The sequence below is a fragment of the Sphaerotilus sulfidivorans genome, assembly GCF_013426975.1.
Lineage (GTDB): Bacteria > Pseudomonadota > Gammaproteobacteria > Burkholderiales > Burkholderiaceae_C > Sphaerotilus > Sphaerotilus sulfidivorans.
Map to the genome: position 1 here is coordinate 15,974 of NZ_JACCPY010000015.1, position 19,024 is coordinate 34,997.

The 19,024-nt window shown below is 70.4% G+C and carries 15 protein-coding genes; 6 read left to right on the forward strand and 9 right to left on the reverse strand.

Annotation, left to right across the window (positions count from 1 at the left end):
- Positions 1-24 precede the first annotated feature (24 nt).
- Entirely contained in the window at positions 25-993 is a 969-nt protein-coding gene (locus tag HZU84_RS10910) for a Bug family tripartite tricarboxylate transporter substrate binding protein (RefSeq protein ID WP_149505602.1), read from the reverse strand.
- A 79-nt stretch (positions 994-1,072) separates the two neighbouring features.
- Entirely contained in the window at positions 1,073-1,984 is a 912-nt protein-coding gene (gene kdgD, locus HZU84_RS10915) for a 5-dehydro-4-deoxyglucarate dehydratase (RefSeq protein ID WP_149505601.1), read from the reverse strand.
- Positions 1,985-2,212: 228 nt separating this feature from the next.
- Between kdgD and garD the strand changes: the two genes are divergently transcribed.
- A complete protein-coding gene (gene garD / locus HZU84_RS10920; RefSeq protein ID WP_149505600.1) occupies positions 2,213-3,805 on the forward strand; it encodes a galactarate dehydratase in 1,593 nt (530 codons plus the stop codon).
- 25 nt (positions 3,806-3,830) lie between these two features.
- Here the strand turns inward: garD and HZU84_RS10925 are convergent, their stop codons facing one another.
- Both HZU84_RS10925 and HZU84_RS20960 read right to left on the reverse strand, forming a co-directional pair.
- The gene (locus HZU84_RS10925; protein WP_257644577.1) at positions 3,831-4,586 is read right to left on the reverse strand and encodes a response regulator; all 756 of its coding nucleotides are present in this window, start codon (positions 4,584-4,586) and stop codon (positions 3,831-3,833) included.
- A gap of 19 nt (positions 4,587-4,605) precedes the next feature.
- The gene (locus HZU84_RS20960; RefSeq protein WP_149505752.1) at positions 4,606-6,084 is read right to left on the reverse strand and encodes an ATP-binding protein; all 1,479 of its coding nucleotides are present in this window, start codon (positions 6,082-6,084) and stop codon (positions 4,606-4,608) included.
- Between the two features lie 103 nt (positions 6,085-6,187).
- On the opposite strand from HZU84_RS20960, the gene HZU84_RS10935 reads away from it, so the two are divergent.
- The 5 genes from HZU84_RS10935 (at position 6,188) to aroQ (ending at position 14,548) form a co-directional block, all read left to right on the forward strand.
- Positions 6,188-7,564: a ferredoxin reductase family protein gene (locus HZU84_RS10935; RefSeq protein ID WP_375139033.1), complete on the forward strand. Its 1,377-nt coding sequence runs from the start codon at positions 6,188-6,190 to the stop codon at positions 7,562-7,564.
- A 60-nt stretch (positions 7,565-7,624) separates the two neighbouring features.
- Positions 7,625-8,896, forward strand: a complete 1,272-nt coding sequence (locus HZU84_RS10940; RefSeq protein ID WP_149505599.1) for an efflux RND transporter periplasmic adaptor subunit — start codon at positions 7,625-7,627, stop codon at positions 8,894-8,896.
- A gap of 16 nt (positions 8,897-8,912) precedes the next feature.
- A complete protein-coding gene (locus HZU84_RS10945; RefSeq protein WP_149505598.1) occupies positions 8,913-12,032 on the forward strand; it encodes an efflux RND transporter permease subunit in 3,120 nt (1,039 codons plus the stop codon).
- Positions 12,033-12,094: 62 nt separating this feature from the next.
- Positions 12,095-13,519 carry an efflux transporter outer membrane subunit gene (locus HZU84_RS10950; RefSeq protein ID WP_257644578.1) on the forward strand — a complete coding sequence of 475 codons (1,425 nt, stop codon included), beginning with the start codon at positions 12,095-12,097 and terminating at the stop codon, positions 13,517-13,519.
- A 594-nt stretch (positions 13,520-14,113) separates the two neighbouring features.
- Positions 14,114-14,548, forward strand: a complete 435-nt coding sequence (gene aroQ / locus HZU84_RS10955) for a type II 3-dehydroquinate dehydratase (RefSeq protein WP_149505596.1) — start codon at positions 14,114-14,116, stop codon at positions 14,546-14,548.
- A gap of 139 nt (positions 14,549-14,687) precedes the next feature.
- Here the strand turns inward: aroQ and HZU84_RS10960 are convergent, their stop codons facing one another.
- Genes HZU84_RS10960 through HZU84_RS10980 form a run of 5 tightly spaced genes read right to left on the reverse strand, consistent with a single transcriptional unit; the run spans position 14,688 to position 19,022 of the window.
- Positions 14,688-15,644: a Gfo/Idh/MocA family oxidoreductase gene (locus HZU84_RS10960; RefSeq protein WP_149505595.1), complete on the reverse strand. Its 957-nt coding sequence runs from the start codon at positions 15,642-15,644 to the stop codon at positions 14,688-14,690.
- Between the two features lie 39 nt (positions 15,645-15,683).
- On the reverse strand, positions 15,684-16,568 hold the full coding sequence (locus tag HZU84_RS10965; protein WP_149505594.1) for a class III extradiol dioxygenase subunit beta: 885 nt from the start codon (positions 16,566-16,568) through the stop codon (positions 15,684-15,686).
- Positions 16,569-16,570: 2 nt separating this feature from the next.
- Positions 16,571-17,014, reverse strand: coding sequence for a protocatechuate 4,5-dioxygenase subunit alpha (gene ligA / locus HZU84_RS10970; RefSeq protein WP_149505593.1), 444 nt, complete (start codon positions 17,012-17,014; stop codon positions 16,571-16,573).
- Positions 17,015-17,017: 3 nt separating this feature from the next.
- Positions 17,018-17,959 carry an amidohydrolase family protein gene (locus HZU84_RS10975; RefSeq protein WP_149505592.1) on the reverse strand — a complete coding sequence of 314 codons (942 nt, stop codon included), beginning with the start codon at positions 17,957-17,959 and terminating at the stop codon, positions 17,018-17,020.
- 37 nt (positions 17,960-17,996) lie between these two features.
- Positions 17,997-19,022 (reverse strand): Bug family tripartite tricarboxylate transporter substrate binding protein, encoded by a 1,026-nt coding sequence (locus HZU84_RS10980; protein ID WP_149505591.1) that lies wholly within the window; start codon positions 19,020-19,022, stop codon positions 17,997-17,999.
- Between the last annotated feature and the right edge of the window lie 2 nt (positions 19,023-19,024).

A 19,024-nucleotide genomic window follows, 5' to 3' on the forward strand; every position in this document is an offset into this window, starting at 1 on the left:
CGAGGAGTGGAAGTCGAAGAGAAATCAGTCGGCCGTGATCTTGCGGGTCTCGATCAGCTGCTTCCAGCGCGCGCTCTCGCGCTGCTGGTAGGCGGCGAACTGCTCGGGCGTGCTGGCGACGATCTCGAAGCCCAGCACGGTGAACTGCTGGCGGATCTTCGGGTCGTTCATCGTCGCGACCAGGGCCTCGTGCATCCTGGCGCGGATGTCGGCCGGCAGGCCCTTCGGCGCCGAGACCGCCTGCCAGGACTGCACGTCGGCGCCCTTGACGCCGGACTCCGACAGCGTCGGCACGTTCGGCAGCACCGGCGAGCGCTTCTCCCCGGTGATCGCCAGCACCTTGAGCTTGCCGGCGTTGATGTGGCTGAGCACCGAGTTGATGTTCATGAAGCCCGCATCCACCTGGCCGCCGAGCAGATCGGAGATCGCCGGGCCGCCGCCCTTGTAGGGCACATGGGTGCCGCTGGTGCCGGTCTGCAGCCAGAACAGCTCGGCCGTCAGGTGGTCGGACGAACCGTTGCCCGAGGAGGCGAAGGTCATCCTGTCCGGATGGGCCTTCAGGAAGCTCAGCACGTCGGCGAGCGACTTGTGCGGCGAGTTCGCCGGCACCACCAGCACATTGGGCGCCTGCACCAGCACCGAGATGTGGTCGAAGTCCTTGGCGGCGTCGTAGGGCACTGCCTTCATCAGATGCGGCGCGATCACCAGCGGGCCCAGCGAGGTCACCAGGAAGGTCTGGCCGTCCGGCGCGGCGCGCTTGACCTGCGCCGCGCCGATCGTGCCGGTCGCGCCGGCCCGGTTGTCGACCATGAAGGTCTGGTTGAAGCGCTCCTGCAGCTTGGTGCCGAGCGTGCGCGCCACCATGTCGGAGGCGCCGCCCGGCGGGAAGGGCACCAGCAGCGTGACCGGCTTGGCGGGCCAGGCCTGGGCCTGGGCGGCGGCGGCCAGCAGCGTCAGGGCGCAGGCCGCAAGGAGCTTCTTCGCGATCTTCATGGTCGGGTGTCTCCGGCAGGGTTCTTTGTGGTGGTTGAAGTGGTGGCAGGACGGAGGGAAGGATCAGCCGATCACGGCATCACTGCGCGCCCAGCGGGGCCATCAGCGCGCGCAGATCTTCCACCTCGGCGGGCAGCATGTCCGACAGCGGCGGGCGCACCGGGCCGGCCGAATGGCCGGCGATCGCGGCACCGGCCTTGACGATCGACACTGCATAGCCTTCGCCCTTGTTGCGCAGCGCGATGTAGGGCAGGAAGAAGTCGCGGATCAGGCGGTCGCAGGTGGCGGTGTCGTTCGCGGCGTGGGCGTTGTAGAACGCCATCGCGGTCTTCGGGATGAAGTTGAAGACCGCCGACGAGTAGACCGGGCAGCCCATCGCCTTGTAGGCGCCGGCGAAGACTTCCGCCGTGGGCAGGCCGCCCAGATAGGCGAAACGCTCGCCCAGGGTCTGGCGGATGGCGACGAACTTCTCGATGTCGCCCAGCCCGTCCTTGAAGCCGATCAGGTTCGGGCAGGTCTCGGCCAGCACCAGCAGGCTCTTCGGGGTCAGGCGGCAGGCGCCGCGGTTGTAGACCACCACGCCGAACTTCACGCTGCGGCACACGGCCTGAACGTGGGCGATCAGGCCTTCCTGGCTGGCTTCGGTCAGGTAGTGCGGCAGCAGCAGGATGCCCTGCGCACCCAGGCGCTCGGCTTCCTGGGCGTACTGGATCGCCACGCGGGTCGGGCCGCCGGCGCCGGCCAGGATGGGCGTGCGGCCGCGGCAGGTGTCCAGCGCCACCCGGATGACGTCGCTGTACTCGCCCGGCTCCAGCGAGAAGAACTCGCCGGTGCCACCGGCAGCGAACAGCGCCGAGGCGCCGTAGGGCTGCAGCCACTCCAGACGCTCGGCATAGCCCTTGGGCTCGAAGTTCAGCTCGGCATCGAAGTCGGTCAGCGGGAAGGACAGCAGGCCCGATTCGAGGACAAGCTTGAGCTCTTGAGGCGACATGGTGGTTGGCTCCGTGTGGGGGTGAGAGGAATCGCTGTCGATCAGCGTTGACAGTCATCGTACAACCAAGCCAGAAGAACCCCCTAGCAGTGGAAACCCTTATCCCCATGAATTCACGGCTCTTTCAGAGCTTTTGAGGCTTTCGCGAGGATTCGATGTCGAATCAATTGCATGTCATCGTACAACAAGGAACAATTCGGCATTCTCTCTTTCCCCTCCTGCCTGGCCATGAACGACAACGCCGACTCTTCCTCCCGGCCCGCGGCCCGCGCGCCGCTGACGCTGCGCATGCATCCCGATGACAACGTGGCCATCGTCGCCAACGACGGCGGCCTACCCGCCGGCACCGTGCTGGCCGACGGCCTGGTGCTGCGCGAGGCGGTGCCGCAGGGCCACAAGGTCGCGCTGCGCGATCTGGCCGAGGGCGAGACGGTGCTGCGCTACGGCGTACCGATCGGCTACGCGCTGCAGCCGCTGCCCGCCGGCTCCTGGGTGAACGAGCGCCGCCTGCGGATGCCGGCCGCGCGCGCGCTCGAGGGCCTGCCGATGGCCACCGTGCGGCCCGCGCCGCTCGAGCCGCTGGAGGGCTTCACCTTCGAGGGCTACCGCAACGCCGACGGCTCGGTGGGCACGCGCAACCTGCTGGCGATCACCACCACGGTGCAGTGCGTGGCCGGCGTGGTCGACCAGGCGGCGCGGCGCATCCGCGAGGAGCTGCTGCCGCTCTACCCCAACGTCGACGGCGTGGTCGCGCTGGAGCACGGCTACGGCTGCGGCGTGGCGATCGATGCGCCCGACGCGATCATCCCGATCCGCACGGTGCGCAACCTGGCGCTGAACCCCAACTTCGGCGGCGAGGTGCTGGTGGTCAGCCTGGGCTGCGAGAAGCTGCAGCCCGCGCGGCTGCTGCCGCCGGGATCCTTCCCGATCCACGACGGACGCGACCCGCAGGGCGGCCCCGACACGGTGTGCCTGCAGGACGAGGCCCATGTCGGCTTCATGTCGATGATCGACGGCATCGTCGAGCGGGCGAAGCCGCATCTGGCGCGGCTGAACGCGCGCCGGCGCGAGACGGTGCCGGCCAGCGCGCTGGTGGTGGGCGTGCAGTGCGGCGGCTCGGACGCCTTCTCGGGCGTGACCGCCAACCCGGCGGTGGGCTTCGCCGCCGACCTGCTGGTGCGCGCCGGCGCCACCGTGATGTTCAGCGAGAACACCGAAGTGCGCGACGCGGTCGACCAGCTCACCGCACGCGCGGCCACGCCCGAAGTGGCCGAGGCCATTCAGCGCGAGCTGGGCTGGTACGACCGCTATCTGGACCGCGGGCGCGTCGACCGCTCGGCCAACACCACGCCGGGCAACAAGGCCGGCGGCCTGTCCAACATCACCGAGAAGGCGATGGGCTCGATCATCAAGAGCGGCTCGTCGGCCATCTCGCACGTGCTCTCGCCGGGCGAGAAGCTGCGCGCCGACCAGCGCGGCCTGGTCTTCGCCGCCACCCCGGCCAGCGACTTCATCTGCGGCACGCTGCAGCTGGCCGCCGGCATGAACCTGCATGTCTTCACCACCGGCCGCGGCACGCCCTACGGCCTGGCGCAGTGCCCGGTCATCAAGGTCGCGACCCGCTCGGACCTGGCGCGGCGCTGGCACGACCTGATGGATGTCAACGCCGGCCGCATCGCCGACGGCGAGCAGACCCTCGAGGAGGCCGGCTGGGCGATGTTCCGCCTGATGCTGGAGGTCGCCAGCGGCAGGAAGACCTGGGCCGAGCACTGGAAGCTGCACAACGCGCTGGTGCTGTTCAATCCGGCGCCGGTGACCTGAGAAGGCGACCCGGCCTGCTCCGACCTCAGCCGCCGGCCAGCCAGCCGGCCGGCGGCTCGAAGCGGTAGCCCACGCCGTAGATCGAGCGGATCGGCTCCACGCCCGGGCTGACCTGCTCGAGCTTGCGGCGCAGGTTCTTGACATGGCTGTCGACGGTGCGGTCGCTGAGCGCGCGCTGGTCGTCGTGCAGCCGGTCGAGCAGCTGGTCGCGCGAGAACACCCGCCCCGGCGCGGCGGCCAGCGCCGCCAGCAGCCGCAGCTCCACCGGCGTCAGATCCAGCGCCTGGCCGTCGAAGCGCGCCCGGTGGCTGTCGAGATCGATCTGCAGCCGCGCGGCGGGCAGTGCCGCCGCCGGCTCCTCGAGCAGCGCAGCAGGCAGGGCAGCACCGCCGGCAGACGGCGGCACCGCCCGCCAGCGCCTGAGCACGGTGCGCACCCGCGCCACCACCTCGCGCGGGCTGAAGGGCTTGCAGATGTAGTCGTCGGCGCCGCTCTCCAGCCCGATCAGCCGGTCGACCTCCTCGACGCGCGCGGTCAGCATGATGACCGGCGTGTCGCCGTGCGCACGCAGCTCGCGGCACACCGCCAGCCCGTCCTGGCCGGGCAGCATCAGGTCCAGCAGCACCAGCGCGGGCGCGCGCTCGCGCACCGCCGGCATCACCTCTAGGCCGTTGTCGACGATGCGCGTGTCATAGCCGGCCGCGGCCAGATAGTCGGCCACCAGACGGGCCAGGCGGGGTTCGTCCTCGACGACGAGGATGAGGTCGGGGGAAGAAGACATCAGCATCGCGGTGAGGGGATCAACGGGTCGGGGTCGGGGTCGGGATCGGCGCCAGAGGCAGCACCACCCGGATCTTCAGCCCGCCCAGCGGCGAGGCCTCGGCCTGGATGCGGCCGCCGTGGGCCTCGACGAGGCTGCGGCAGATGGACAGGCCCAGGCCGGAGCCGCCGCCGGCGCGCCCGCGCGAGGACTCGACGCGGAAGAAGCGCTCGAACAGGCGCGGCAGCAGCTCGGGCGCGACGCCGGGGGCGGAGTCCTCCACCGTCAGCAGCAGCTGCGCAGCAGCCGGCTCATGGGCCAGGGCCACCCGCAGCTCGCCGCCGGCATCGGTGTAGCGCACCGCGTTGTCGAGCAGGTTGTGCAGCAGCTGGCCGAGGCGGTCGGCGTCGGCCAGCAGCGGCGGCAGCGGCGTGGTGGCCGCATCGGGCAGGTCGACGGTCAGCCGCAGCCGGCGCTCGGCACAGCGCGCCGCAAAGGCCTCGACCTGGGCGCGCACCAGCGCCGCCGCGTCCAGCGCATCGCGGCGCAGCCGCAGCGCGCCGACATCGGCCAGCGCGAGCTGGTGCAGATCGTCGACCAGCCGGGTCAGGGCACTGACCTCGCCATGCAGCAGGCCGAGCGCCTGCAGCGTCAGCGGGTGAATGCCGTCCTGCATCGCCTCGATCTCGCCACGCAGCACCGCCAGCGGCGTGCGCAGCTCGTGCGAGATGTCGGCCATGGACTCGCGGCGCATACGCTCGTTGCGCTCGAGCGTCTGCGCGAGCTGGTTGAAGTCCTGCGCCAGGCGGCCCACCTCGTCCTGGCCGCGCACCTCGACACGGGTGTCGTGGTGGCCGGCGGCCAGCCGGTGCGTGGCCTGCGCCACCTCACGCACCGGGGCCAGCAGCGCGCGCGCCACCCACCAGGCCACCAGCGCAGCCAGCAGCAGGGTCAGCACGCCGGCGGCCAGCGTGGCGCGCAGCTGCTCGGACTGGAAGCGCAGCGCGGCGGCATCGGTCACCGACTGCACCGGCGCCAGCACGATCCAGCCCAGCGTGCGCCCCTGCGCGTCGACGATCTCGCGCTCCTCCGAGTTGGCCAGGATGCGCGGGAATCCGATCACATGCTGACGCTGCGCGTCCAGCAGCGTCAGCCGCCGGCCGTAGCCCAGCAGGCTGGGCGCGAGCTGGGCGGTGTCGATGGCCACCGGATCCTGATGCGGATCGCCCCGCGGCAGATCGTTCTCCACCAGCCGGAACCAGGCCCCGGGCCGGCCGGCGACGAAGTCCCAGCTGCCATGCTCGGCATGGGCCTGACGCAGCCGGGGCACCGCCGCTTCCATGCGCTCGACCGCCTGGCGGTTCAGGTAGCCGAGAAAGCCGCGGTGAAAGCCCAGCTGCGCCGCCAGCCCGATCATCACCGCCACCAGCACCGCCACCGCCAGCACTGCAAAGAACAGCCGCACCGTCAGGCCGGGCCGGGGCCAGGGCGGGCGCAGGCGGGAGAGATTCAGCTTCATCATGACCCGACAAGGGTCGCACCGGACGCACACGAAGGCAAGCCGGCGCCGCCGCTCCGGCCCTGGGCGCGGGACTTCCAAATTTCCTGCACATTCGGGCGCGATGCTGCACGCCATCATGCCGACACGTCGAATACACCATGCCCTCGTCGCCCTGCTGGCGGCGCTCACCCTGCTGTGGCTGCTGGCCGAGCCGAAGCCCTGGCCGCAGCCGCTGACCTGGTTCTCCTTCCGCGCGGTGTTCGTGCAGTACAGCGGCGTCATCGCCATCGGCGCGATGAGCGTGGCGATGCTGCTCGCGCTGCGCCCGCGCCGGCTCGAGCCGCACCTGGACGGCCTGGACAAGATGTACCGCCTGCACAAGTGGCTGGGCATCGCCGCGCTGAGCACCTCGGTGCTGCACTGGTGGTTCGCCAAGGGCACGAAGTGGATGGTGGGCTGGGGCTGGCTGGAGCGCCCGGTGCGCGGGCCTCGCCCGGCCGGCGAGCAGCGCGGCTACCTCGAGGCGCTGCTGGGCAGCCAGCGCGGCCTGGCCGAGACGGTGGGCGAGTGGGTGTTCTACGCCGCGGCGATCCTGATGATCCTGGCGCTGGTCAGGCGATTCCCCTATCACCTGTTCGCCAGGACCCACAAGTGGCTGGCCGCGACCTATCTGGCGCTGGTCTTCCACTCGGTGGTGCTGGTGAAGTTCTCCTACTGGACGCAGCCGGTCGGGGTGGTCCTGGCGCTGCTGATGGCCGGCGGCACGGTCGCGGCGGCCCTGGTGCTGGCCGGCCGGGTCGGCGCGCGCCGCAAGGTGCGCGGCACCGTGGTCGAGACGAAGCGCTATCCCGGCGTCGACTCGCTGGAGACGGTGATCGAGATGGCCCCGGGCTGGCCGGGCCATGCCGCAGGCCAGTTCGCCTTCGTGACGGTCGACGTGAAGGACGGTGCGAAGGACGGCGCGCACCCCTACACCATCGCCAGCGCCTGGGACCCGCAGTCGCCGCGCCTGAGCTTCATCACCAAGGCGCTGGGCGACCACACCCGCGCGCTGCCCGAGCTGCTGCGCCCGGGGCGAGAGGTGACGGTCGAAGGCCCCTACGGCCGCTTCGACTTCGAGGATGGCCGCGAGCGCCAGATCTGGGTCGGCGCGGGCATCGGCATCACGCCCTTCGTCGCGCGGATGCAGCAGCTCGCCCGCCGCGGCGGCCCGCGCGCGCAGGTCGATCTCTTCCATGCCACCGCGCAGCGCGACGAGGCGGCGCTGGCGCGGCTGCGCGCCGACGCCGCCGCCGCCGGCATCCGCCTGCATGTGCTGGTCGATGCCGAGGACGGCCGGCTCGACGGCGAGCGCATCCGCCGCCTGGTGCCCGACTGGGCCCAGGCCAGCCTGTGGTTCTGCGGCCCCGGCGGCTTCGGCCGTGCGCTGCATGCCGACTTCGCCGCCCAGGGCCTGCCGGCCCGGGCCTTCCACCAGGAACTGTTCCAGATGCGCTGAGCCGGCCGCAGCCCGACCTTCGCCCCTCCTGCATCCGACGCTCTCCGGAGTTCCCGACCGATGATTCCCCACAAGAAGCCCTCCCGCCGCCCTGCCACGGCCCTGGCCGCCAGCCTGCTGGCGGCCGCACTGGGCAGCAGCCTGCTGGCCGGCTGCCAGAAGAACGATGCCCCGGCCGCTGCGCCCGCAGGCGCTGCTGCCGCAGGCGGTGCAGGCAATGCAGGCGGCGCGGGGGGCGCGAAGCCGAGTGCCGGTCCGACCGCGGTCGGGGTGGTGGTGCTGCAGACCGGCCGCGCCAGCCTGTCGACCGAACTGCCGGGCCGGGTCAGCGCCGCTCGGGTGGCCGAGGTGCGCCCGCAGGTGCGCGGCCTGATCCGCGAGGTCAGCTTCACCGAGGGCGCGATGGTGCGCGCCGGCCAGCCGCTCTACCAGATCGAGCCCGACAGCTACCGCATCGCGCTCGACAGCGCCCGCGCCAGCGTGGCGAAGTCGCAGGCGGCGGTCGAGACCGCCCGGCTCACCGTGCAGCGCCGCGCCGAGCTGCTGAAGATCGATGCGGTCAGCCAGCAGGATCTGCAGGATGCGCAGGCCACGCTGAAGCAGGCCGAGGCCGATCTGGCCAGCGCCCAGGCCGCGCAGGCCGCCGCCCAGCTCAACCTGAGCCGCACCACGGTCACCGCGCCGATCTCCGGCCGGGTCGATCTGTCGGCGGTCACGCCGGGCGCGCTGGTCACCGCCGACCAGACCGCCGCGCTGACCACCGTGCGCCAGCTCGACCCGATCCAGGTCGACATCAGCCAGTCCAGCGCCGAGCTGCTGCGGCTGCGGCGCGACCTGGCCGCCGGACGCTTCCAGAAGATCGGCAGCAACGAGGCCCGCCTGCGGCTGCTGCTGGAGGACGGCAGCAGCTATCCGCTGCCCGGGCGCATCGGCTTCTCGGGCGTCTCGGTCAACACCGCCACCGGCGGGGTGACGCTGCGCGCGCGCTTCGACAATCCCGAGGGCGTGCTGATGCCGGGCATGTATGTGCGCGCGGTGCTGGAGACCGGCACCGTCGAGCAGGCGCTGCAGGTGCCGCAGCAGGCGCTGCAGCGCGATGCGCGCGGCGCCGCCAGCGTGATGGTGGTCGACGCCCAGGACAAGGTCGAGCGCCGCGCGGTGGTCGCCACCCGCGCCTTCGGCAACGCCTGGCTGATCGGCGAGGGCCTGAAGGCCGGCGAGCGGGTCATCGTCGAGGGCCTGCAGAAGGTGCGCCCGGGCGACACCGTCAAGCCGCATGAGGTCGACCTGGCCGCGCCGGCGGCTTCCGCGCCCTCGGGCCCGGCCCGCTGAGCAGGAGCGCAACGCCATGGCCCGCTTCTTCATCGACCGCCCCATCTTCGCGTGGGTGCTGTCCATCATCGTGATGCTGGCCGGCGCGCTGGCGATCACCACGCTGCCGCTGGAGCAGTATCCGAACATCGCGCCGCCGCGCATCTCGGTCAGCACCACCTATCCCGGCGCCTCGGCCAGGACGCTGGAAGACTCGGTCACCCAGGTCATCGAGCAGCGCATGAAGGGCCTCGACGGCCTGCAGGCGATGTCCTCGACCAGCGCCTCGTCCGGCCAGGCCAGCGTCTCGCTGACCTTCAATGCCGGCACCAATGTCGATGTCGCGCTGATGCAGGTGCAGAGCAAGGTGCAGCAGGCGCTGTCGCAGCTGCCCCAGGCGGTGCAGAACCAGGGCGTCACCGTCACCAAGACCGGCACCGACTACCTGATGATCGTCGCGCTGTACTCGGCCGACGACAGCGCCACCAACATCCAGATCGGCGACTACATCACCTCCAGCCTGGCCGATGTCATCAGCCGCATCGACGGCGTGGGCGATGTGCAGACCCTGGGCACCGGCCATGCGATGCGGCTGTGGCTCGACCCGGCGAAGCTGGCCGCCTACGGGCTGATGCCCTCGGACATCGCCAGCGCGGTCAACGCGCAGAACGCGCAGATCTCCGCCGGCCAGGTCGGTGGCCTGCCGGCGCCGCCGGGCCAGCAGCTCAACGTGACCATCACCGCGCGCAGCAAGCTGCAGTCGGTGCGCGAGTTCCGCGAGATCGTGCTGAAGACCGCCAGCGACGGCAGCGCGGTGCGCCTGGGCGATGTCGCGCGGGTCGAGCTGGGCGGCGAGAACTACAACGTCGTGACCCGCTTCAAGGGCCGGCCCTCGGCGGCGATGGGCGTGCGCCTGGCCGAGGGAGCCAACGCGATCGCGGTGGCCGATGCGGTCAAGGCCCGGCTCGCCGAGCTGCAGCCGGGCTTCCCCCATCAGCTGCAGACCGCACTGACCTACGACACCAGCCCCTTCGTGAAGGTGTCGATCGAGGGCGTGGCCCACACCCTGCTCGAGGCGGTGGTGCTGGTGGTGCTGATCATGTATCTGTTCATGCAGAGCTGGCGCGCCACCCTGATCCCGGCGATCACCGTGCCCGTGGTGCTGCTGGGCACCTTCGGGGTGCTGGCGGTCTTCGGCTACTCGATCAACAGCCTGACGATGTTCGGCCTGGTGCTGGCCATCGGCCTGCTGGTGGACGACGCGATCGTGGTGGTCGAGAACGTCGAGCGCGTGATGGCCGAGGAAGGCCTGTCGCCGCGCGAGGCCACCCGACGCTCGATGCAGGAGATCACCGGCGCGCTGGTGGGCATCGCGCTGGTGCTGTCGGCGGTGTTCGTGCCGATGGCCTTCTTCGGCGGCTCGACCGGGGTGATCTACCGCCAGTTCTCGATCACCGTGGTCTCGGCGATGCTGCTGTCGGTCGCGGTGGCGATGAGCCTGACGCCGGCGCTGTGCGCCACGCTGCTCAGGCCGCTGCCGCCGGGCGCGCATCATGCGCCGCACCGCGGCCTGCTCGGGCGCTTCTTCGGCGGCTTCAACCGGGGCTTCGACCGCGGCACCCGCGGCCTGACCGCGCTGACCGGCACGCTGGTGCGCCGGGGCGGACGCATGATGCTGCTGTACGCGCTGATCGTCGCGGCGATGGCCTTCATGTACCGCCAGCTGCCGACCTCCTTCCTGCCGGCGGAGGACCAGGGCGTGCTGATGGTGGAGGTGCGCCTGCCCTCGGGCGCCACCAGCGAGCGGCTGATGAAGTCGATGAACGCGCTCGAGAACTGGCTGGGCCGCCAGGACGACATCGAGGGCTACACCACCATCCGGGGCTTCTCCGGCGACCAGGCCACCGGCCGCGCCTTCGTCCGGCTGAAGGACTGGAGCGAGCGCACCGGCGAGAACCAGAGCGCCGCGGCGATCGCGCGGCGTGCCAACCGCGAGCTCGCCAGCCTGCGCGACGCGCGGGTGATCGTGATGCAGCCGCCGACGGTGCGCGGCCTGGGCTCGAGCGGCGGCTTCACGCTGCAGCTGCAGGACCGTGCCGGCCAGGGCCACGACGCGCTGGTGCGCGCCCGCGACCAGCTGCTGCAGGCCGCGCGCCAGCGCCCGGAGCTGGCCCAGGTGCGCTCCAGCGGCCTGGACGACGCCGCGCAGCTCGGCATCCGCATCGATGACCGCAAGGCCGGCGCGCTCGGCCTGTCCACCGCCGACATCAACAGCACGCTGTCGGCGGCGCTGGGCGGCCAGTATGTCAACGACTTCATCGACCAGGGCCGGGTCAAGCGGGTCTACATGCAGGGCGACGCGCCCTTCCGCAGTGCGCCGGACAGCATCCTGCAGTGGCAGGTGCGCAGCAGCAGCGGCGCGATGGTGCCCTTCTCGGCCTTCGCCACCACCGACTGGACCTTCGGCGCGCCGCGCCTGGAGCGCTACAACGGCATGTCCTCCTACGAGATCGTCGGCGAGGCCGCCGCCGGCGTCAGCTCCGGCGCCGCGATGGCGGTGCTCGAGGAGCTGGTGGCCGCGCTGCCGGCGGGCTACGGCATCGAATGGGCCGGCCAGTCCTATCAGGAGCGGCTGTCGGGCGCGCAGGCACCGATCCTCTATGCGGTGTCGGTGCTGTTCGTGTTCCTGTGCCTGGCCGCCCTCTACGAGAGCTGGTCGGTGCCCTTCTCGGTGATGCTGGTGGTGCCGCTGGGCGTGATCGGCGCGCTCGGGCTGACCCAGCTCGCCGGGCTGTCCAACGATGTCTATTTCCAGGTCGGTCTGCTGACCACCGTGGGCCTGTCGGCGAAGAACGCGATCCTGATCGTCGAGTTCGCCAAGCATCTCCAGGACCAGGGCATGGACCTGATCGAGGCGACGAAGCAGGCGATGCGGCTGCGGCTGCGGCCGATCCTGATGACCTCGCTGGCCTTCATGTTCGGCGTGCTGCCGCTGGCCCTGAGCACCGGGCCCGGTGCCGGCAGCCAGCGCGCCATCGGCACCGGCGTGCTCGGCGGCATGGCCAGCGCCACCGTGCTGGGCCTGCTGTTCGTGCCGGTCTTCTTCGTGGTGGTGCGCCGTCTGATGGCGCGCCGCGCCGCGCCGGAGGTGCAGTGATGATCTCCATGACCTTGAACCCGACACCTCCGACATCTCCGACACCTTCGACTCGCATGCGCATGAAGACGATCCGCCCGGGTCTGCGGCCCTTCGCGCTCGCCGCCGGCGTGCTGCTGCTGGCAGGCTGCGCCTCCGCACCGCCGCGCGCCGAGCCCCCGGCGCTGGAGCTGCCCGCCGCACGCTGGAGCGATGCCGCGGCCGTGCCGGCCGACAGCGCAGCCGCCCTGCCCGCCTGGCGCGATCTGGTGCGCGATGCCCGGCTGCGCGAGGTGATCGCGCTGGCACTCGAGAACAACCGCGACCTGCGGGTGGCGCTGCTCGGCGTCGAGCAGGCCCGCGCCACCTACCAGGTGCAGGACGCCACCCGGCGCCCGACGCTCAATGCCACCGGCAGCTCCAGCACCTCCTTCACGCCGGCCGAGGCCAGCAGCTCGGGTCGCGACACGCTCAACCGCAGCTACAGCGTCGGCGTCGGCATCAGCGCCTGGGAGCTGGACCTGTTCGGCCGGGTCGCCAGCCTGCGCGACGCAGCGCTGCAGAGCTATCTCAACACCGAGGCGGCGCAGCGCGCCACCCGGCTGACGCTGATCGGCGATGTCGCCACCGCCTGGCTGACGCTGGGCACCGACCGCCGCCTGCTCGCGCTGGCGCGGCGCACCCTGGCCAGCCAGCAGGACACGCTGCGCCTGACCGAGCGCCGCCAGGCGCTGGGCGCCGCCTCCGGCCTGACGCTGGAGCAGACCCGCACCACGGTCGAGACCGCACGCGGCCAGGTGGCCGCGCTCGAGAGCCAGGTGCAGCGCGACCGCCATGCGCTGGAGCTGCTGGTCGGCCGCGCGGTGCCCGAGGCGCTGCTGCCGACCGACGCCGACACCGGTACCGACGAGGCTGCCGGGCTGGTCGGCCTGCCCGACGCGCTGGCCTCCACCGTGCTGCAACGCCGCCCGGACGTGATCGCCGCAGAGCACCTGCTGCAGGGCTCGCGCGCCGATCTGGAGGCCGCGCGGGCGGCGCGCTTTCCGCGCATCAGCCTGACCGCCTCGGCCGGCACCGCCAGCCGCCAGCTCGGCGATCTGTTCGCCGGCGGCGCCTGGAGCTTCGTGCCCTCGGTGAGCTGGCCGATTCTCGACGGCGGCACGATCGAGGCCGGCGTGGCCCGTGCCGAGGCCACCCGCGACCTGCGCCGCGCCAGCTACGACAAGACGGTGCAGACCGCCTTCCGCGAGGTGGCCGATGCGCTGTCGGTGCGCGCCTCGCTGGCCGAGCGGCTCGATGCGCAGCGCGCGCTGGTGCAGGCCTGGACACGCAGCCTGACGCTGGCCGAGGCCCGCTTTCGCGCCGGCGCCGACAGCTGGCTGACGGTGCTGGACGCGCAGCGCTCGCTCCACGCCGCGCAGCAGGCGCTGATCACGCTGGAGCTGACCGAGCAGAGCAACCGGATCACGCTCTACAAGGTGCTCGGCGGCGGGAACGCGGACCGCTGAGGCGCCGGACCGTGAAGGCATCGGCGCGCTACCGAACCCGCTCGATCCCGGACGTGGCGCAGCGCCCGGCGACGCAGTACAGCATGCACGTCTTTGGCCAGCCCCTGCGGCCAGTTCCACGGGCAGCTGATCAAGCTGGAGCAGGACGGCGTGCACACCGACGGCCAAGCTGCGCAACTTCGAGGACCTCGCCGACCACCTGCACGGCGACAAGATCGACGTCGCCAAGCAGATGATCCTGATGGCGCGCCAGCTCGACGCCAGGGTGCTGCTGACCTGCTCGTCGACCTCGGTGCACGCCAGCGCCGCCCCACGGCCTCCGCGTCGCCTCAGAGGCGCTGTCCTGGGGCCGCCTCATCAACGAGCACCTGCAGTCCTGGGAAGTCGTCGAGATGGCCGACTGCCCCAACCGCGGCATCGGCATCGACTCGCACCAAATCTTCGCCACCGACACCTAGGTCACTTCCGGGTCTTTCCTGGCGAGGGCGTGCTGCGCCGCTCGGTGCCGCTGCCCGGCACCATGCGACTGCGCCCGCGTGCGCAGGGATAATCCGCGCCGATCCGACGTCCTCTCACCAAGAAAGTGCTTCCGCGATGAAGAAGATCCTCGTCCTGAACGGCCCGAACCTGAACCTGCTGGGCACCCGCGAGCCGCAGATCTACGGCGCCGACACCTTGGCCGACGTCGAGCGCGGCCTCGTCGAGCAGGGCGCCCGCCAGGGCGCCGAGGTCAGCTGCTTCCAGAGCAACCACGAAGGCGCGCTGATCGACCGCATCCACGCCGCGCGCCTGGACGGCACGCACTGGATCATCATCAACCCGGGCGGCCTGACCCACACCAGCGTGGCGCTGCGCGACGCGCTGGCCGGCGTGGCCATCCCGGTGGTGGAAGTGCACATCAGCAACATCCACAAGCGCGAGGAGTTCCGCCACCACTCCTTCATCACCGCGATCGCCGAGGGCATGATCTGCGGCCTGGGCGTGAAGGGCTACAAGGCGGCGTTGCACTGGATTCTCGAGCGCGGCTGATCGGAGGAGACCTGCAGCGCCGCACGGATCGACCATGAAAAAAGGCCGCCGGTCGCAGGACTGGCGGCCAATCCTTTTCCAGGGAGCAACGAAAAGGAATCCGGCCGAGGCCGGATCAGCGAATCAGGCGTTCGGAAGTTCAGGCGTTCAGCTGCTGCTCGAGCTGGTGCAGCACCTGGTAGCACGGCAGCACCTGGGCCAGGCTGCTGTTGGGCTGGCGGCCTTCGCGGATGGCGGCGAAGAACTCGCGGTCCTGCAGCTCGATGCCGTTCATCGACACGTCGACCTGGGACACGTCGATCTTCTCTTCCTTGCCGTTGACCAGATCGTCATAGCGGGCAATGAAGGTGCCGGTGTCGCCGATGTAGCGGAAGAAGGTGCCGAGCGGGCCGTCGTTGTTGAACGACAGGCTCAGCGTGCAGATCGCGCCGTTGGCGGCCTTGAGCTGGATGCTCATGTCCATCGCGATGCCCAGCGTCGGATGGATCGGGCCCTGGATGGCGTTGGCCTTGACGATCGGCGAGCCGCACTGGTAGGCGAACAGATCGACCGTGTGCGCGGCGTGGTGCCACAGCAGATGGTCGGTCCACGAGCGCGGCTGGCCCAGCGCGTTCATGTTGGTGCGACGGAAGAAGTAGGTCTGCACATCCATCTGCTGGATGTTGAACTCGCCGGCCTCGATCTTCTTGTGCACCCACTGGTGGCTGGGGTTGAAGCGACGGGTGTGGCCGCACATCGCCACCAGGCCGCTCTTCTCGGCCAGCGCCACCGCTTCCTCGCCGTCGGCCAGCACGTCGCACAGCGGGATCTCGACCTGCACATGCTTGCCGGCCTTCAGGCAGGCCAGCGTCTGGCTGGCATGCATCTGGGTCGGGGTGCACAGGATGACCGCATCGACCTCCGGCATCGACAGGCTGTCGGCCAGGTCGGTGGTGACGTGGCCAATGCCGTACTTGGCGGCGACCTCGCGGGTCTTCTCCAGGTCACGGCCGATCAGCGAGACGACCTCGACGCCGTCGATGTTGCGGATGCCGTCCAGGTGCTTGATGCCGAAGGCGCCGGCGCCGGCCAGCGCCACCTTGATGGTCTTGCTCATGAGGAAAAGTCCTGTGCTGTGGAGGGCGAGCCGCGCGGCTCAGCCCTGGTTCTCGAGAATCGCGTGGCCGACGGCGGTGTTGCTCGCCGGCACATGGTAGAAGCGGTGCGCCAGGCGCGGCTTCGGTCCGACCGGGGCGCCTTCCGGCGCGCCGAAGGCCGGCACATCCGCCATCGCGCCGCGCGCGATCAGCCACATCACCAGCTCGATGCCCTCGCTGCCGGCCTCGCGCACATAGTCGATGTGCGGCGTGGCAGCGGCAGCCTCGGGGTCATTGATCATCTTGTCGAGCCAGGCGTTGTCCCACTCGCGGTTGATCAGGCCGGCGCGCGCGCCCTGCAGCTGGTGGCTCATGCCGCCGGTGCCCCAGATCTGCACGTTCAGGTCCTGGTCGAAGCTCTCGACCGCCTTGCGGATCGCGCGGCCGAGGTTGAAGCAGCGCCGGCCCGAGGGCACCGGGTACTGCACCACATTGACAGCGAACGGGATCACCGGGCAGGGCCAGGCATCCGGCTGGCCGCACATCAGCGACAGCGGCACGGTCAGGCCGTGGTCGACGTCCATGCGGTTGACGATGGTCAGGTCGAAGTCGTCCTGGATGACCGACTGCGCGATGTGAGAGGCCAGCTCCGGGTGGCCGATCACCTTGGGCACCGGGCGCGGGCCCCAGCCCTCGTCGGCCGGATTGAACTCGGCGGCGGTGCCGATCGCGAAGGTCGGGATCAGGTCCAGGCTGAAGGCGGTCGCGTGGTCGTTGTAGACCAGGAAGATCACGTCGGGCCTGTTGTCCTTCATCCACTGCTTGCTGGGCTCGAAGCCCTTGAACAGCGGCTGCCAGTACGGCTCGTGGGTCTTGCCCAGGTCGATCGCCGCACCGATGGCCGGCACATGTGAGGTGAAGACAGAGGCGGAAATGCGGGCCATGGTCAGGCGTCCTTCTTCTGATGCGATTGGCCCTGAGGCTGGCGATGCGCCTGCGCGTCGCCGTCCTCGCCGATGTAGCGGTTGCCTTCGGCCGAGCGACCGCCCGACAGCATCATCTGCATGTATTCCTCCTGCGTCATGCCGGTCATGGTGGCGGCCATGTACTGGAAGCTCTTGCCGTCGGTGGCGCCGATCTTGGCCAGGAAGTAGATGTTGCCGCCGGTGCGCATGCACCAGTTCAGGTCGCGCGCCAGCACGGCCTGCTTCTGCTCTTCCGTCATCGCCCACTCGTCGAGGTAGGCGCGCTCGTTGGCCTTGAAGCGCTCGCGGTTCTCGGCCTTCATCAGGCTCATGCAGAACTGGTTGAGCCAGTAGCCGCGACGCGACTGCTCGGCGTCGAAGATGATCGTTCCAGGAATGTCCTGGTAGGGCTTGTCGAGGGCCATGGCTCAGGCTCCTTGCGCTTCGTCGGGCCAGTACAGGCGCATCGGGTTGTCGACCAGCAGTTTTTGCTGCAGCTCGGGCGTCGGCGCGATGTGGGGGATGAAGTCGACCAGCAGGCCGTCGTCGGGCATGTGGTCCTTCAGGTTCGGGTGCGGCCAGTCGGTGCCCCACAGCACGCGATCCGGGAACTCCTCGACCACGCGGCGCGCGAAGGGCACCACATCCTGGTACGCCGCCTGCTCGCCGTTCAGGGCCTTCGGGCCGGTGACCGAGAGACGCTCCGGGCAGCTCACCTTGCTCCAGACGTTCGGGTGCTCGCGCATGAACTTCAGGAACAGCGCGAACTCCGGGCCGTCGATCGGCTTGCTCACATCCGGGCGGCCCATGTGGTCGACGACCACGGTGGTGGGCAGCGCGGTGAAGAAGTCCCAGAGTTCCGGCAGGTCGACCGCCTCGAAGTAGATGACGACATGCCAGCCCAGCTGGGCGATGCGCTCGGCGATCTCCAGCAGTTCGTCCTTCGGCGTGAAGTCGACCAGGCGCTTGACGAAGTTGAAGCGCACGCCGCGCACGCCGGCGTCGTGCAGCTGCTGCAGCTCGGCGTCGGAGATGCTGCGCTTGACGGTGGCCACGCCACGCGCCTTGCCGCCGCTGGACAGACACGCGTCGACCATCGCGCGGTTGTCCGCCCCGTGGCAGGTGGCCTGCACCACCACGTTGCGGGCGAAGCCGAGGTGGTCGCGCAGCGCGTAGAGCTCATGCTTGGACGCGTCGCAGGGCGTGTACTTGCGCTCCGGCGCATACGGGAACTCGGCGCCGGGGCCGAAGACATGGCAGTGCGCATCGACCGCGCCGGCCGGCAGCTGGAACCGGGGCTTGGCCGGGCCGGTGTACCAGTCCAGCCAGCCGGCGGTCTTCGTGAAGTCACCCGTGGTGGGCTTGCTCATGGGAATCAGTCCTTGGATTGATCTGCAGGCTTCGCGCTCAGTCCAGCGAGGCCTTGGCGCGCTGGATCACGCCGGCCCACTTGGTCGATTCCGACTGGATGAAGCTGCCGAACTGCTCGCGTGTCGTCGGGAAGAGGTCATAGCCGAAGGTGGCATAGCGCTGGGCGATCTCCGGATCGGCCAGCGCCTTCTCGAGGTCGCGCTGGATGCGATCGGCCACCGCCTTGGGCAGGCCCTTCGGCGTGGCGATGGTCGTCCAGCCCGAGACCTCGTAGCCGGCCGGGCCGCCCGACTCGGCCACCGTCGGCACGTCCGGGAAGGCCGGGTGGCGCTTCAGGCCGGTGGTGCCGATGAACTTGATCTTGCCGGCGCGCTGCAACGGCCCGGCGGTGGCCATCGTGCCCAGCGCGAAGTTCAGCTCGCCGTTGGCCACGCCGGTGTAGAGCTGCGAGGTCTCCTTGTAGACCACATGCTGCATCTCGGTGTTCGTCATCGCCTCCAGCAGCGCGGTGCCCAGATGCACCGGATTGCCGACCGACCAGGAGCCGTAGTTCAGCTTGCCGGGATTGGCACGGGCCTCGGCCAGGATGTCGCCGACATTGCGGTACTTGCTGTTCGCCGCGGTGGTCAGGAAGAAGTTGGCGCGGAACAGCGGCAGCACCGGCTCGAAGTCCTTCGGGTCGTAGGGCAGCTTCTTGAACAGGTGCGGATAGGCGACCAGATGCACATTGTCCAGATGCATCAGGTCATGGCCGTCCTTGGCCCCCTGGCGGAAGGCATCGATCGCGATGAAGCCGTTCGCACCGGGCCGGTTCTCGACGATGACCGGCTTGCCCCAGGTCTTCTGCAGCTTCTCGGCCAGCAGGCGCACCACGCCTTCCGGGCCGGAGCCGACCGGAAAGGGCGTGATGATGCGCACCGGCTTGGTCGGCCAGTCGGTGGCCGCGGCCGCCGAGGCGGCGGTCTGGGCCTGCGTCGGCAGCGCAAAGGCGGCAGCCACGCCAGCGGCGGCGGCCAGCTTCAGGAAGGCCTTGCGGCTCGGGCGGGTGAATCGGTCGGTCATCG